This window comes from Niallia oryzisoli, assembly GCF_043641075.1.
Lineage (GTDB): Bacteria > Bacillota > Bacilli > Bacillales > Cytobacillaceae > Bacillus_BD > Bacillus_BD oryzisoli_A.
In genome coordinates this window covers 1,704,790-1,719,956 of sequence record NZ_JBHZRC010000001.1, presented here as the reverse complement: position 1 = coordinate 1,719,956, position 15,167 = coordinate 1,704,790, and the positions used below count along the sequence as shown (strand labels likewise).

17 protein-coding genes and 3 other annotated features are annotated in these 15,167 nt (G+C 38.6%); of the genes, 15 read left to right on the top strand and 2 right to left on the bottom strand.

Going from position 1 to position 15,167, the window contains the following annotated elements:
• The first annotated feature begins 39 nt into the window (after nucleotides 1-39).
• From mutM to ACHUFV_RS08685, 13 genes are all read left to right on the top strand, one after another.
• The gene (mutM, locus tag ACHUFV_RS08745; RefSeq protein WP_394233187.1) at nucleotides 40-873 is read left to right on the top strand and encodes a DNA-formamidopyrimidine glycosylase; all 834 of its coding nucleotides are present in this window, start codon (nucleotides 40-42) and stop codon (nucleotides 871-873) included.
• A 252-nt stretch (nucleotides 874-1,125) separates the two neighbouring features.
• On the top strand, nucleotides 1,126-1,767 hold the full coding sequence (gene ytaF, locus ACHUFV_RS08740) for a sporulation membrane protein YtaF (RefSeq protein WP_394233186.1): 642 nt from the start codon (nucleotides 1,126-1,128) through the stop codon (nucleotides 1,765-1,767).
• Between the two features lie 19 nt (nucleotides 1,768-1,786).
• The gene (gene coaE / locus ACHUFV_RS08735; protein ID WP_394233185.1) at nucleotides 1,787-2,395 is read left to right on the top strand and encodes a dephospho-CoA kinase; all 609 of its coding nucleotides are present in this window, start codon (nucleotides 1,787-1,789) and stop codon (nucleotides 2,393-2,395) included.
• Between the two features lie 190 nt (nucleotides 2,396-2,585).
• Nucleotides 2,586-3,614, top strand: coding sequence for a glyceraldehyde-3-phosphate dehydrogenase (locus ACHUFV_RS08730; RefSeq protein WP_394233184.1), 1,029 nt, complete (start codon nucleotides 2,586-2,588; stop codon nucleotides 3,612-3,614).
• A gap of 271 nt (nucleotides 3,615-3,885) precedes the next feature.
• Nucleotides 3,886-4,347 (top strand): transcriptional regulator NrdR, encoded by a 462-nt coding sequence (gene nrdR, locus ACHUFV_RS08725; protein WP_394233183.1) that lies wholly within the window; start codon nucleotides 3,886-3,888, stop codon nucleotides 4,345-4,347.
• A 95-nt stretch (nucleotides 4,348-4,442) separates the two neighbouring features.
• On the top strand, nucleotides 4,443-5,843 hold the full coding sequence (locus ACHUFV_RS08720; protein ID WP_394233182.1) for a replication initiation and membrane attachment family protein: 1,401 nt from the start codon (nucleotides 4,443-4,445) through the stop codon (nucleotides 5,841-5,843).
• A gap of 122 nt (nucleotides 5,844-5,965) precedes the next feature.
• Nucleotides 5,966-6,859 (top strand): putative sporulation protein YtxC, encoded by an 894-nt coding sequence (ytxC, locus tag ACHUFV_RS08715; protein WP_394233181.1) that lies wholly within the window; start codon nucleotides 5,966-5,968, stop codon nucleotides 6,857-6,859.
• Nucleotides 6,860-6,956: 97 nt separating this feature from the next.
• Nucleotides 6,957-7,217 (top strand) — a binding site (T-box leader).
• 53 nt (nucleotides 7,218-7,270) lie between these two features.
• Nucleotides 7,271-9,202: a threonine--tRNA ligase gene (gene thrS / locus ACHUFV_RS08710; protein ID WP_394233180.1), complete on the top strand. Its 1,932-nt coding sequence runs from the start codon at nucleotides 7,271-7,273 to the stop codon at nucleotides 9,200-9,202.
• Nucleotides 9,203-9,580: 378 nt separating this feature from the next.
• Nucleotides 9,581-9,711 (top strand) — a sequence feature (ribosomal protein L20 leader region).
• 94 nt (nucleotides 9,712-9,805) lie between these two features.
• Nucleotides 9,806-10,309 carry a translation initiation factor IF-3 gene (gene infC, locus ACHUFV_RS08705; protein ID WP_394233179.1) on the top strand — a complete coding sequence of 168 codons (504 nt, stop codon included), beginning with the start codon at nucleotides 9,806-9,808 and terminating at the stop codon, nucleotides 10,307-10,309.
• 15 nt (nucleotides 10,310-10,324) lie between these two features.
• A complete protein-coding gene (rpmI, locus tag ACHUFV_RS08700; RefSeq protein WP_071395988.1) occupies nucleotides 10,325-10,525 on the top strand; it encodes a 50S ribosomal protein L35 in 201 nt (66 codons plus the stop codon).
• Between the two features lie 106 nt (nucleotides 10,526-10,631).
• Complete coding sequence (gene rplT / locus ACHUFV_RS08695; RefSeq protein WP_394233178.1) at nucleotides 10,632-10,991, top strand: 50S ribosomal protein L20; 360 nt, start codon at nucleotides 10,632-10,634, stop codon at nucleotides 10,989-10,991.
• Nucleotides 10,992-11,068: 77 nt separating this feature from the next.
• The gene (locus ACHUFV_RS08690; protein WP_394233177.1) at nucleotides 11,069-11,329 is read left to right on the top strand and encodes a DUF1294 domain-containing protein; all 261 of its coding nucleotides are present in this window, start codon (nucleotides 11,069-11,071) and stop codon (nucleotides 11,327-11,329) included.
• 71 nt (nucleotides 11,330-11,400) lie between these two features.
• Nucleotides 11,401-11,976 carry a TVP38/TMEM64 family protein gene (locus ACHUFV_RS08685; RefSeq protein ID WP_394233176.1) on the top strand — a complete coding sequence of 192 codons (576 nt, stop codon included), beginning with the start codon at nucleotides 11,401-11,403 and terminating at the stop codon, nucleotides 11,974-11,976.
• Nucleotides 11,977-12,036: 60 nt separating this feature from the next.
• Here ACHUFV_RS08685 and ACHUFV_RS08680 read toward each other — a convergent pair whose 3' ends face one another.
• Nucleotides 12,037-12,444, bottom strand: a complete 408-nt coding sequence (locus ACHUFV_RS08680) for a sigma-w pathway protein ysdB (protein WP_394233175.1) — start codon at nucleotides 12,442-12,444, stop codon at nucleotides 12,037-12,039.
• A gap of 174 nt (nucleotides 12,445-12,618) precedes the next feature.
• Between ACHUFV_RS08680 and ACHUFV_RS08675 the strand changes: the two genes are divergently transcribed.
• The gene (locus ACHUFV_RS08675) at nucleotides 12,619-13,704 is read left to right on the top strand and encodes a M42 family metallopeptidase (RefSeq protein WP_394233174.1); all 1,086 of its coding nucleotides are present in this window, start codon (nucleotides 12,619-12,621) and stop codon (nucleotides 13,702-13,704) included.
• Nucleotides 13,705-13,762: 58 nt separating this feature from the next.
• Here ACHUFV_RS08675 and sspI read toward each other — a convergent pair whose 3' ends face one another.
• A complete protein-coding gene (gene sspI, locus ACHUFV_RS08670) occupies nucleotides 13,763-13,969 on the bottom strand; it encodes a small acid-soluble spore protein SspI (protein WP_394233173.1) in 207 nt (68 codons plus the stop codon).
• A gap of 121 nt (nucleotides 13,970-14,090) precedes the next feature.
• Here sspI and ACHUFV_RS08665 point away from each other — a divergent pair, with 121 nt between their 5' ends.
• On the top strand, nucleotides 14,091-14,834 hold the full coding sequence (locus tag ACHUFV_RS08665; RefSeq protein WP_394233172.1) for a TrmH family RNA methyltransferase: 744 nt from the start codon (nucleotides 14,091-14,093) through the stop codon (nucleotides 14,832-14,834).
• Nucleotides 14,835-14,882: 48 nt separating this feature from the next.
• Nucleotides 14,883-15,121, top strand: a binding site (T-box leader).
• The last annotated feature ends 46 nt before the right edge of the window (nucleotides 15,122-15,167 follow it).

The window sequence follows — 15,167 nt, the reverse complement described above, 5'->3', positions numbered from 1 at the left end:
TTGCCCAGTGCTAGTAAGGATAGAAGGGAGGGAGATAATATGCCGGAGCTTCCTGAGGTAGAGACAATCAGGAGAACATTGCTGCATCTGATTTTGGGAAAGAAAATACAATCAGTTTCTGTCTTTTGGCCAAAAATTATTAAATTGCCGCTTGAAGTTGAACAGTTTACAGATGCATTAATCGGGCAAACCATCGAGGATATCGGGCGACGAGGAAAATTTCTTGTTTTTTATACTGATGTATATGCGCTTGTATCCCATTTAAGAATGGAAGGCAGGTATACTGTGGAACAATCAGATGAACCTGTTGATAAGCATACCCATGTTATTTTTCATTTTACTGATAGAACTGAACTGCGATATCGTGATGTGAGGAAATTTGGTACGATGCATCTTTTTCGAAAAGGAGATGAATTTCATTCACTCCCATTAGCTCAGCTGGGGCCTGAACCGCTCGAGGATACATTTGATATTAACGAGTTTAAACGTAAATTGGCAAGCAAGAAACGAAACATCAAATCGGTGCTATTGGATCAAACGGTCTTAGTCGGGCTTGGAAATATTTATGTGGATGAAGCATTATTTAAAGCCCGCATACATCCGGAAAGAATGGCACAGTCGCTTTCAGATCCAGAAATCCATGTTCTTTTCGAAAGTATTGTTGAGACATTATCAGAAGCAGTGAAAAAAGGTGGAAGTACGGTTCGTACCTATGTGAATTCACAGGGAGAAATGGGTATGTTTCAGTTAGAGCATAATGTGTATGGCCGTAAAGGTGAAGATTGCAAGGTCTGCGGAACAGAACTAATTAAAACAGTGGTAGGAGGAAGAGGTACAGTCTTTTGTCCCAACTGTCAAAACCTAAAAGCGTAGACGCCTTGCCCAGCCGCGACCAGCTGAAGACGATTCAAGGGGAAGGTTGTTCTTTAACCTTCTCATCGGAGCGGCTTAAGACCTCGAGCGGCTAGGCGTCGGAGCTGGATAAAACCTAAAAGCGTAGACGCCTTGCCCAGCCGCGACCAGCTTAAGACGATTCGAGTGATATATATATATTTATCTATTAACATTGGAAATGCTCCTTTCATAAACTATGATAGTTGTTTATGCAGGAAGGAGCTAAATCCAATGGTACACACACTCTCACTTTTATTGTTAGCATTAGCTGTAAGCTTAGATGGCTTTAGTGTTGGTTTAACTTATGGTCTGAGGAAAATGCGAATTCCTTTTAAGTCGATTGCAATTATTGCCTGCTGCTCGGCAGTGACCTTGATGCTTGCCATGCTGATGGGGCATTTGCTTGAGAAATTGATGTCACCTGCATTCGCAGAAAAAATAGGTGGCATTATCTTAATTGTTCTAGGTTGTTGGGTTATTTATCAGTTTTTCCGGCCTGAGAAAGAAAAGGATACCCTGCCACATCAAAAAGTAATTATCAATTTTGAAATTAAGTCGCTTGGTATTGTAATCAATATATTAAAAAAGCCAATGGTAGCAGATTTTGATAAATCAGGGACGATTACAGGAGTTGAAGCCTTTATGCTCGGCCTTGCACTTTCACTGGATGCATTTGGAGCAGGGGTGGGGGCTGTTATGCTTGGGTTTTCACCAATCTATTTAGCCTGTGCGGTCGCATTTTTAAGTTCAGGTTTAGTGTTTTTAGGGATGAAACTAGGAACGAGCCTAACTAAAAATGCATGGGTGCAAAAGTTTTCTTTTATTCCCGGTATTGTCCTGATTATCATCGGACTATTAAAAATTAAGATTTAACAGGGGATGGATACTATATATGGCAATGATTATCGGACTTACCGGCAGTATTGCAAGCGGTAAAAGTACAGTTTCAGAGATGATAAGGAATTTAGGGATAACAGTCATTGATGCAGATATTGAGGCGAGGCTCGCTGTTGAAAAGGGCGAGGATGCTTATCATAAAATAGTTGATCATTTTGGGCAGGCCATCCTTCTCGAGGATGGCTCCATTAACCGTGCCAAATTAGGTGATATTATTTTTAATAATGAACAGGAACGTATGGTATTAAACGGGATTGTTCATCCAGCGGTTAGAAATAGAATGGCTGAAAAGCGAGAGAAGGCTGTCAACAGAGGAGAATCGTTAGTTGTTATGGATATTCCTCTGTTATTTGAGAGTAAATTAACGAAAATGGTTGATCGAATAGTATTGGTGTATGTAGACGAAGAAGTGCAATTATTTCGTTTGATGAAAAGGAATCAATATTCAAAGGAAGAGGCACTTGCACGGATTCAATCGCAAATGTCTTTACGTGAGAAGAAGGAACTAGCAGATGCAGTGATTGATAATAATGGGTCACTTGAACAAACAGAACGGCAATTATATAACATTCTAAAGGAATGGGGATTCAAAAAAGAGGGCTGACACCCTCTTTTTTTTATGGGGTTAGGACCCAGCTTTTCCACCTTAAGACAAAGCGTGCAAGGGAGATAAGTGAAAATTTAAAAATGTTAACAAAATTATCCTTAAACTTGTCACAAATGGAATGTAATGTGTTATACTATTTACATATGAACAGTCAAAAGTATAACATTATTGTGGAAGGGGCCGAATTATGAAGGCAAGAATAGCAATTAATGGTTTTGGAAGAATTGGACGAATGGTTTTTAGAAGAGCAATTATCGATAATAATCTTGATATAGTAGCGATTAACGCAAGTTATCCAGCGGAGACACTTGCTCATTTAATAAAGTATGACACAAATCATGGACCATTTGCTGGAGAGGTTAAAGCAGAGATGGACGCCATTGTTGTGAATGGAAAGCGCGTTCAATTATTAAGCAACCGTAACCCAGAAGAACTTCCGTGGAAAGATTTAAAGATTGATATTGTTATTGAAGCAACAGGAAAGTTTAATGCCCGTGATAAAGCGGCGCTTCATTTAAATGCGGGGGCAAAAAAGGTCATACTAACAGCACCTGGTAAAAATGAAGATGTTACAATTGTAATGGGAGTTAATGAAGATACATTAAATATTTCAGAACACGATGTTATTTCAAATGCATCATGTACAACGAATTGCTTAGCACCAGTTGCTAAAGTACTTGATGAGAAATTTGGCATCGAAAATGGATTAATGACAACCGTACATGCTTATACAAACGATCAAAAGAATATCGACAATCCTCACAAAGACTTGAGAAGAGCTCGAGCATGCGCTCAATCGATTATTCCAACATCAACTGGAGCGGCGAAGGCATTATCACTTGTGCTGCCACAATTAAAAGGCAAGCTTCATGGTTTGTCATTACGTGTTCCAACTCCAAACGTTTCATTAGTTGATTTAGTCGTTGATCTGAAGCAAAAGGTAACGATTGATGATATCAATAATGCCTTTAAAGAAGCCGCGGAAAATGAATTAAATGGAATTTTAGATATCACAGATGAGCCATTAGTTTCGGTTGATTTCAATACCAACCCACACTCAGCTATCATTGACGGTTTAACGACTATGGTAATGGGGTCGAATAAAGTAAAGGTACTCGCATGGTATGATAACGAATGGGGTTATTCTTGCCGTGTAGTAGATTTAACAAACTATGTAGCTAAAAAGCTATTAAATTCATCAATTGTTAACTGTTAAATAAATAAGTGTATCGTTTCAAAGGGATTGGCTCATCGGAGTTAATCCCTTCTGTTTGTCTATAAACAATCATATGATGTTTTTTATATTTGGTGCAGGGCTCTTTTTTATGTAAAGCTTCTCTTTTTATTTTTTTAGAGAATTTGCCATAATTAAAAAATAGAAAAAGGAGTCCAGCCTCTCTTTTTTATTCATCATTTTAAAATGACTTGTACAAGGTTCATCTTTTTAATAAGATAGTAGATAGGAAATTAAAGTCGGAGCTGATTGTATGAAATGCCCTTCATGCCAAAATAATAATTCTCGTGTTGTCGATTCGCGTCCTGTAGATGATGGACGTTCCATTCGACGACGAAGAGAGTGTGAAAGATGCGGTTATCGTTTTACGACATTTGAAAAAGTTGAAGAAAGTCCTCTTGTTGTTGTTAAGAAGGAAGGCACAAGAGAGGAGTTTAGTCGAGAAAAAATGCTGCGTGGATTAATAAAAGCATGTGAAAAAAGACCTGTTGCTTTAAAACAGCTGGAGGATCTTGCTTCAGAAGTGGAAAAGGAATTGCGTAACCAAGGGGTTTCTGAAATCAAAAGCGATGAAATTGGTGAAATGGTAATGGAAAGATTAGCCAAAATCGATGAGGTTTCATATGTCCGGTTTGCTTCCGTTTACCGCCAATTTAAAGATATCAATGTGTTCATTGATGAATTAAAGGAATTAATAAAAAAAGAGCAATCTTAACTATGTCTTAATTTAGGCAAGGCGCCTGCGCTTTTCTTTGAGCTGAAGAGTATTCTTTGGCTCTTTTTCAAATTAATCATGAAAGGTTGACAGTCATGACTCAACATTGGCAAGAACTTTTACCTATTGATCGATATGTCGTCACTGCCAATGGTCTATTGCATGATTATGATCGAAAGGTACTTACTTTTCTGTACCAGCCGTTAATCGGTGCAAACTGTGTAAGTTTGTTTATGACCCTATGGGCAGAGCTGGAGGAAAACCGTCTTTGGTCAGAATCTCATTCACATCACAGCTTAATGAATTTCATGGAAATGAACCTAAAGGCTATTTATGAAAATCGTCTAAAGCTGGAAGGCATTGGGCTGCTAAAAACATTTGTTAAAAAAGATGAAGACCGAAGATCATTCATTTATGAATTGCAGCCTCCGTTGACACCGGAGCAGTTTCTGTCAGATGGCATGCTCAATATTTATCTCTATCGAAAAATTGGTAAATCTCAATATTCAAGAGTGAAGCGGTTCTTCACTGAGAAAACAATCCAGGATTCAGATTTTACACAGGTAACTAAGGAATTTCAGGATGTTTTTTCTTCAGGTCATCCCATTGTTCCTTCCTATGATGAAGAAACACGGCAGGATACTACTATCTCTAATGATGATCGTTTTATTGGGCGACAGGAAGGAAACAGTATTAAAGCTGAACCAAGTGATTTCAATTTTGACTTACTTTTAGCCGGTCTACATGAAAATTTAGTCACAAAAAGCGCCTTTACACACCAAGTAAGGGAAGCTATTAAGAATCTGGCTTTTTTATATGATATTGATGCACTGCAAATGAAGAATATCGTCATAAGTGCAATCACGGAGAACAATGAAATTGATCTTGAGGAACTTAGAAAGTCAGCACGGGATTGGTATCAATTTGAACACCATGACAAATTGCCAGCTCTCATTGAAAAAACGCAGCCGGTGATTTATCAGACCTTAAAGCAGGAGCCTGAAACAAGGGAAGAAAAGTTAATTCATTATTTTGAAACGGCTTCGCCGCTCCAATTTTTACGAGATATCAGCGGCGGTGCTGAACCCTCAAAGGCTGACGTGAAAATTATTGAAGATGTTATGTTTCAGCAAAAGTTAAATCCTGGTGTTGTAAATGTATTGATTGATAATGTGATGCGTAAAACGGATATGAAGCTAACCAAAAATTATGTAGAGAAGATTGCCAGTCATTGGGCGAGAAAAAATATAAAAACAGTTAAAGATGCGATGGAGTTAGCGAAGCTGGAACATCGCCAATATGCTGAGTGGGCAGAGGCGAAGAAAACGGGCAAGCAGTCTGCTTCGAAAAAGAAAACAAATAGAACCGAAGTAATACCGGAATGGTTCGATGGTGATGAAAAAGCAGGTACTGCAACACCAAGTAAGAAAGCCGATGCTCAAGAGATAAAGAAATTAGAAATCGAAGCCATGCTGAAAAAACTTCGACCAGATTAACCGGCTGTTTAGCCGGTTTTTTGTCTAGTAAAAAAGCACCTGCACTTTTATAAATGCTTGCTTCTAATTTGGTCAAGTTCCCCATATACATATAAACAGAGATATGTAAAGGGGGGATACGGTTGATTGAAATCCATTTCCAGCATAAAGAGGATGCTAAGAGGTTGTATGGTTTTTTACAACAATTATTAGAGTACGAGTCATTTGCTAATTATACTCTTCATTATGAAGATTCACATATAGTTCAATGCAGGTATACGGAAGAAACCTGTTATGTAGAAGGTCAGAAAGCTTTTTTTCAATGGGTAAAAAAGTCCTTATGTCAATTTATGCTGACAGTTAAATTAAATGATTGGTTAAGACATATCTTAGCAACACATTATCATTATCGTGATGAAGAAGAGCAGCAGCAGATTATTGATATTGTACATTCCGTATTAGAAGGCAAACTGGAAGAACTAACGGTATTTCTCCCGGAAATGAAAATAAAGGATTATCTTTCAAACCTTATTAATGATTGGTTTGAAGAGCATAGCAGGTTATTTTCCTTTGACTCATTCACGACCTTTCGATTGCGGAATTTCTTCAATGAGTTAAGAAAATATGTTGAATTATCACTTGACGAATATAAGATGGAGCAGGAATATCAAATGTTTATTCAAACGCTTCGGGAATTTATAATGAATAGAGAGCCTAAATTGAAGCAGCTTCATTTGTTATTTTCTGATGTGATTACTTTTTTTAATGAACAGTTTGAAGAGATAAAACGCGGGGATTTAACCAAAATGGTTGACCGGCGGCTGCTAATCAATCATCCGGTTTATATTGATTCGATTACGATTGCGCCATTATTATCCATAGCACCGTCAAGGATTTATCTTTATACAGATGACCCTGATCAGCCGATTGTCAGAACCATCCGAAACATTTTTGAGGAACGGATTATTAGTAGGCCTCTTGCATCAATTGAAGAATATAGGAAACAGTATGGTGCTTCTTTCGACAAAAAAGTATAAAAGTCCTTGATTTTAGAAATATTAATTACTATAATACGTACATAGATAGTTAACAGTATGCAGCATTTGAGAGCAATACTGTAGTACTTTTCAATATTAAAATGTGATGATGAGGACAAGAGTATTCTTTTACGGTTTATAGAGAGGGAAGGCCAGGCTGAAACCTTCCTAACACGGAATGATTACTTACCACCTCTAAACTTCTACCGGGAAAAACGAAGCCAGGAAGAAATAACTGCAGCTGCCGTTTGAGTATCGGAAGACGGAAACAAACCGTTATCTTACTACGAAGTCATTTTTTACTATGGTATAAATGAGAAGTAGGGTGGAACCACGTGTATAACAGCTCGTCCCTTTTTTAGGGAGGAGCTTTTTTATTTTTACATAAGCACTTTACAAGGAGGAATAAATATGTCAGAGGTTGTGAAAATTTCGTTTCCAGATGGAGCTGTAAAGGAGTTTCCAAAAGGAACCACAACAGAAGATATCGCCGCTTCTATTAGTTCAGGATTAAAGAAAAAGGCGCTTGCTGGTAAGCTTGATGGTGTCATGTATGATTTAAAACGCCCAATTGAACAAGATGGTGCGATTGAGATTATTACACAGGATCAGCCTGAAGCGTTAGAGATTCTTCGTCACAGCAGTGCGCACTTAATGGCACAGGCGGTTAAACGACTTTATAAAGATGTTAAGCTTGGTGTTGGACCTGTTATTGAAAGCGGCTTTTATTATGATATTGATATGCCGGAATCTTTAACACCAGAGGATCTGCCGCTTATCGAAAAAGAGATGAAGAAGATTATCAACGAAAATCTTCCAATTATCCGTAAAGAAGTGAGCCGTGCAGAAGCGATTCAGATTTACAAGGAAATCGGTGATGAGTACAAAATTGAGCTTGTTGAGGCTATTCCAGAGGATGAAACGGTTACAATGTACGAACAGGGCGAATTCTTTGATCTATGCCGCGGAGTTCACGTTCCATCAACAGGAAAATTAAGAGAATTTAAACTTTTAAGCATTGCAGGTGCCTACTGGAGAGGTGACAGCGATAATAAAATGCTGCAGCGTATTTACGGTACTGCATTCTTCAAAAAAGAGGATTTGGACGAGCATCTTCGTCTCCTTGAGGAAGCGAAGGAACGTGACCACCGTAAAATTGGGAAGGAGCTAAACTTATTCGCTCATTCACAGCAGGTTGGACAAGGTCTGCCATTGTGGCTTCCAAAGGGTGCCACAATCCGTCGTATTATTGAAAGATATATTGTAGACAAAGAGGTCAGCCTAGGCTATGATCACGTCTATACTCCGATCATGGCGAATGTTGAGCTTTATAAAACTTCAGGTCACTGGGCTCACTATCAAGAAGACATGTTCCCTGTCATGGAAATGGACAATGAGCAGCTTGTTCTTCGTCCAATGAACTGTCCGCACCATATGATGGTTTATAAAAATTCTATGCACAGCTATCGTGAACTTCCAATCCGTATTGCTGAGCTTGGAACAATGCACCGCTATGAAATGTCCGGAGCACTTTCCGGCCTGCAGCGTGTTCGTGGTATGACGCTAAATGATGCCCATATCTTTGTCCGTCCGGATCAAATCAAGGAAGAATTCAAGCGCGTAGTGGAGTTAATTCTAGAAGTGTATAAAGACTTTAATTTCACAGACTATTCATTCCGTTTATCCTATCGTGATCCTGAAAATACTGAGAAATATTATGATGACGATGAGATGTGGGAAAGAGCGCAAAGCATGCTGAAGGAAGTTATTGATGAAATGGGCGTTGACTATTACGAAGCAGAAGGGGAAGCAGCTTTTTATGGACCTAAGCTGGACGTTCAGGTAAAAACTGCTTTAGGAAAAGAAGAGACCCTTTCTACAGTTCAACTTGACTTCTTGCTGCCTGAAAGATTTGATTTAACATACGTTGGCGAAGATGGCAAGCCGCACCGCCCTGTTGTTATCCACCGCGGTGTCGTATCAACAATGGAACGATTTGTTGCCTTCTTAATTGAAGAATACAAAGGGGCACTTCCAACATGGCTGGCGCCTGTTCAAGTACAAGTCATTCCAGTTTCGCCGGATGTACACTATGATTATGCGAAAAAGGTTCTTGATCAGCTAAAATCACAAGGATTCCGAGTTGAGCTTGATGCCCGTAATGAAAAAATCGGCTATAAGATTCGTGAAGCGCAAATGCAAAAAATTCCTTATATGTTAGTTGTTGGTGACAAGGAAGTAGCAGAGGAAGCTGTGAATGTTCGTAAATATGGTGAGCAGAACTCTGAAACTGTGCCATTTGCAGACTTTGTCAGCGGACTTGAGGCAGAAGTGAAAAAATAATAATTTATTATTTTAGCTATGTTAAAGGACAATGTTAATTTTCCCCTGCATGTTGATTGAAGTGGAAGGCACGAAGACTCCTGCGGGAGAAGCGAGACAGGCGAGACCCCGCAGACACGCAGTGTCGAGGAGGCTCGGCGGTCGCCCGCGGAAAGCGAAGTGCCTGGAACGGAAATCAACAAACAAGGTTAACAGAGGTATTATTTATTAATTGTTGACTATATCCGAATGAGATAGGGAATAAATGGATGGTAAAAAACTATTGCAAGAAGTTCATTTATTTGTTAAGATTCTAACTGTTGTTATTTAAGACTAACTATTCCTTTGACATAACAATTCATTTGTGATATAGTTAAAAAGTTGAAATTGAATACTTTTAGGGATAAGAAGAAGCACCCGCTTCTCACCTGATTGACGCACCAGGCAGTTAACAGGTTTTGCGAAGACTTTTATTAGTGATGAACGGTTTCGTAAAGTGTGGGTGTATTCACCCGCACTTTTTTGTTGATTTTATAAATACCTGTAATCACAGGATCAGGTGATTCTTGACCTAAACTTTGTATTCTCATAAAACCCCGGAGGTGTTTAACTATTAGCAAAGATATGTTATTAAATGAGGGAATTCGTGCTCGCGAAATTCGTCTAATTGATCAAAACGGTGAACAGTTAGGAATTAAATCAAAAACTGAAGCACTTGAAATTGCTGCTCGTGTCAATCTTGATCTTGTTCTTGTGGCTCCAAATGCCAAACCTCCAGTAGGCCGTATTATGGACTATGGAAAGTTTAAGTTTGAACAACAGAAGAAAGAAAAAGAAGCACGTAAAAATCAAAAGATTATCAATATCAAAGAGGTTCGTTTGAGCCCGACTATTGATGAGCATGATTTCAATACAAAGCTTCGTAATGCGATTAAATTCCTTGAAAAAGGCGATAAAGTGAAAGCATCTATCCGATTTAAAGGACGTGCAATCACACATAAAGAAATTGGACAACGTGTGTTAGTCCGTTTCTCTGACGCATGTAAGGAAATTGCGACTATCGAATCGCATCCAAAAATGGATGGAAGAAGCATGTTCATGGTCTTAGCACCTAAAAACGAAAAGTAAGAGGAGGAATACCAAATGCCAAAAATGAAAACTCACCGCGGCGCTGCAAAGCGTTTCAGAAAAACTGGATCTGGTAAATTGAAGCGTGACCACGCATATACAAGCCACTTATTCGCAAATAAATCTACGAAACAAAAGCGTAAGCTTCGTAAAGGCGCTTTAGTTTCTAAAGGTGATTTCAAACGTATTCGTCATTTATTAGACAACATCAAGTAATATTAAACTAAATGCTTCCGGCGGATGTCTCAGTTTTCGAATGTGTTCGATAAATTTGGGCGCAAATACGCCAAGGCGAATTAGATTATCATAGGAGGGAAACCATATGCCACGTGTAAAAGGCGGTACAGTTACTCGCAAACGTCGTAAAAAGGTTCTTAAATTAGCTAAAGGTTATTTCGGTTCAAAACATACATTATATAAAGTTGCAAATCAACAAGTAATGAAGTCATTACAATACGCTTACCGTGATCGTCGTCAGAAAAAGCGTGACTTCCGTAAGCTTTGGATTGCTCGTATCAATGCAGCTGCACGTATCAACGGTCTTTCATACAGCCGTTTAATGCACGGATTAAAGCTTGCTGGTATCGAAGTAAACCGCAAAATGCTTGCTGAATTAGCTGTAAGTGATGCAAATGCTTTCGCTGAATTAGCATCTGTTGCTAAAGCAAACTTAAGCAAATAATCCTTGTTAATAAAAGCCATTCTCTTTAAAGAGAGTGGCTTTTTTCGTGATATCAATTTGTATAGGGAGGCAGTTACATGACAGAATATATTGTTTTATACTTTCTTATCATTAATATTATTGGTCTTTTCATTATGAGAGTGGATAAACAAAGAGCAATCAAACATCAATATCGAATAAGTGAGCAGACTCTTTGGATAATCGCCATAGTTGGCGGAGCCATTGGAGCTGCTATCGGGATGAATATGTTTAGACATAAAACCAAGCATCTATCCTTTAAGATGGGTTTTCCATTGCTGGCTATAATTGACCTATTTCTAATCATCTTTCTGATTTAGTAGTCATAACATCCCCTGTTTATTGATAAGCTGTAGAGACAACAGGAAATAGTCAGAGAGAAGGTGAAAAAATGGATGAGAGTCTTTCAATCTTATTCGTTCTCGTTAAAACGGGTGGTATATTGGCTCCGATTGCATTTATATTCTTTCATCTTTTTCGACAGTTTCTATTTATCCCCGTTACGCTCGTCTGTATGACTGGTGGGATTCTTTTCGGCTCCGTCCTTGGTACAATCTATTCTCTCATTGGTTTAATGGTAAGCTCTGTCTGCTTTTATTTTGTGGTGGGAAAGCTGCCAAAAACACATGAAAAGCTATCCTATTTAAAAAAGAAATGGTTTGGTGAATACCGAAATATTACTGTTGCTCAAACTGCAATATTACGATTAATCCCTTTTATTCATTACCATTTGCTTAATTTTTGTTTAATTGAAAGAAAGCATGAATTTAAGGCCTATGTGAAAAATTGTTTTTTTTCTAACCTTCCGCTAGCCTTTTTCTTCTCGGTATTTGGCCAATTTATTAGAGGCTTTACTCCGACCATTATGGTCATTATATTATTTTCGCTAATGATTCTAGCTTATCTGTTTAGGGAGAAGGCATCGATTATTAAGTGGCGTGAATTTTTTAAAACAGGTCAGGCTTAAGAGGTGTAACCCAGTTTGAGTTCATAAAAAAGAGGCTTCCTTCTAAAGGGGAGCCTCATCTTATTCATACGGAGTTTCCGGTTCGCTATTGTCCTGGACAAATTCCTTAACCGGACTTTTCCAATCTATGGAAGCATTTGGGTAATCCACTTGGATAATTTCTTCAAGAAAATGAAAATCCTCGCGGACAAATCCTTTCAATGCATTGACGCTGTGGGGCCATATAAAGATGGATACAACATCAAACTTTTTATCGGTCGTTCCTAAATATTTCTCGCCTTCAAAAAGTGCGCCTTTATATGTAAGAAGGAAGTTTTTTCTTACATTATTTTGGTCATCTAAAAAATAAAAACGCTTTTGTTCATGTGCGAGCTCAAGCTTTCTTTTTGGGTTCAGGATAAATTTGATCGTTCGATAGATGAGAAAAAGAATGAGGGCGAATAGTACAAAGCGTATGAGCCACATCATAAATAAATTCTCCCCTCTCTATTGTTTTCTTATTTTACGTTTAAAAGAGAAAAAGGTTTCATTTCCGTCCAGGTTTCAATAAAAATATCTATAGAAGCTAAATGTGCTATTTTTTGTATAAACATTATGCCCTTTTGTATAATAGAAAAGAAACCTAATAAAGGAGTTGAAATGATGGCTCAATTAGATGAAACCCTGATGATGCTTAAAGATTTAACAGATGCAAAAGGGATTCCCGGGAATGAACGGGAACCGCGTGAAGTCATGAAGAAATACATAACTCCTTATGCAGATGAAGTTACAATGGACAATCTAGGAAGTCTTATCGCTAAAAAGACTGGCGATGAGAACGGTCCCAAAATTATTGTCACAGGTCATTTAGACGAAGTCGGCTTCATGATTACGCAAATTGACAAGAATGGATTTTTAAAGTTTCAAACGGTCGGCGGCTGGTGGAATCAGGTCATGCTGGCTCAGCGAGTGACAATTGCTACGCGCAAAGGGGATATTACGGGTGTAATTGGCTCAAAGCCGCCTCATATTTTATCACCTGAGGCAAGAAAAAAACCATATGAAATAAAGGATATGTTTATTGATATTGGTGCATCCAGTAAGGAAGAGGCGGAAGAGTGGGGAGTCCGTCCCGGAGATATGGTAACACCGTATTTTGAATTTACGGTTATGAATAATGAAAAAATGCTGCTTGCAAAAGCTTGGGACAATCGAATCGGCTGTGCGATTGCGATCAGTGTTTTGAAGCAATTAAAAGAAAGTCAGCATCCAAATGTCGTGTACGGGATTGGAGCAGTTCAAGAAGAGGTGGGACTGCGCGGCTCAAAAACATCGACATTTAAAGTTGAACCAGATATCGGATTCGCTGTAGATGTTGGTATTGCCGGTGATACTCCTGGCGTGACAGAAAAAGAAGCTCTCAGTAAAATGGGAAGCGGCCCGCAAATTGTCCTGTACGATGCTTCCATGGTGTCGCATAAAGGCCTAAGAGATTTAGTAACAGACACAGCAGACGAACTGAATATTCCTTATCAGTTTGAGTCCATTCCAGGCGGCGGAACAGATGCGGGTTCCATTCATGTAACAGCAAAAGGTGTTCCTGCTTTATCGATCGGAATTGCGACACGATATATTCATTCACACGCAGCGATGCTCCATCGTGACGATTTTGAAAATGCTGTAAAGCTTGTCGTTGAAGTGATTAAACGCTTGGATCGTGAAACAGTTAATCGAATCACATTTGAATAAAAAACAGTATAAAAAAAGCACCCGGAATTTGGGTGCTTTTTTATCTACATGAAGCATTCTATTTTAAACCACTTTCCAATGCCTGCAGCATATCCTTTTTGTCCTGCTCGGAAGAGTTTTTCCAGATGACTTCGAATAGAACACCTAAACCAGGAAGCATTTTTTCTTCACCATTTTGGATGGCGTCAACAATTGTATCTTCCAGCTGATCCTGGTTATTTCCTGAAACATTGTGAATAATTGCATTGCGCAGATTTAAACTCATAAGAGAATCCCTCCTGTATAGATAATCTCCAACAAGCATAGTGTTCCACACTACAGAATGCATTATGTATGGTATATAAGCTATAATAGAAACAAGTGTAAATCTTAAAGGAGCGTTCAGATTGAAATATATTGAATCAGTAAAAAACCCAAAAGTAAAAGCATGGAAGAAGCTGTTAACGAAAAAAGAGCGGGACCAAACTGGGAAATATCTAATTGAAGGCTTTCATCTTGTTGAAGAAGCATTAAAGGAACAGGTGGTCATTGAAGTCATTGTCAATCAAGATATGGAAATGCCTGCTTCTTTTAAAATAGAAGGAACAGATGTCATCTATGTAAAAGAAGAGGTTATGAAGGTCATTTGTGATACGGAAACACCGCAGGGGATTGCGGCTGTCTGTGAGCAGCGTAAATATGGAATAAGTGAAATCAAAATAGAGAAACTGCTGCTGCTTGATCGTGTGCAGGACCCCGGTAACCTTGGGACCATGATTCGTACAGCTGATGCAGCGGGGATGGATGCAGTTATTTTAGGAGAAGGCTGTGCTGATCCATATAATCCAAAGGTGATTCGGGCCACACAAGGAAGTTTGTTCCATTTACCAATTATGAAGTCACCATTAGAGGAGTTTATCGATAAACTACAAATACCTGTATATGGAACTGCATTAGAAGGCGGCATCCCTTTTGAACAGGTAGAAAAAGCAGAGGCATTTGCCCTTCTGCTTGGGAATGAAGGCCAAGGTGTTGCGAAGGAGTTATTAGCAAAGACAACAAAAAATCTATACATTCCTATTTATGGAAAAAGCGAATCGCTTAATGTAGGAATTGCCGCTGGTATTTTAATGTATTATTTACGAAAATGAATTTGAAACGTGATATAAATTGTAATATAATAAAACAGAATTTAATAAAAAAAGACATTGACAGAGAAGAGTAGCTTAGGAAATCCATTTCAAGGGAAAAAATGCCGTGACTGTGAGCATTTTAATGGCACTGTTTAAGTGAATTCACCTCTCGAGTCGACATTGGGAAGATCCTGTGATCCGAAAAATGTTCCGGTGAAGAGCCGTTATGCTGATTAAGTGAGTGTGGATGAATATCATTTGCACTAATAAGGGTGGTACCGCGATACATAAGCCTCGTCCCTTTTTGGGAGCGAGGTTTTTTTGTGTTTTACCATAATTTTGGCAAAAAAC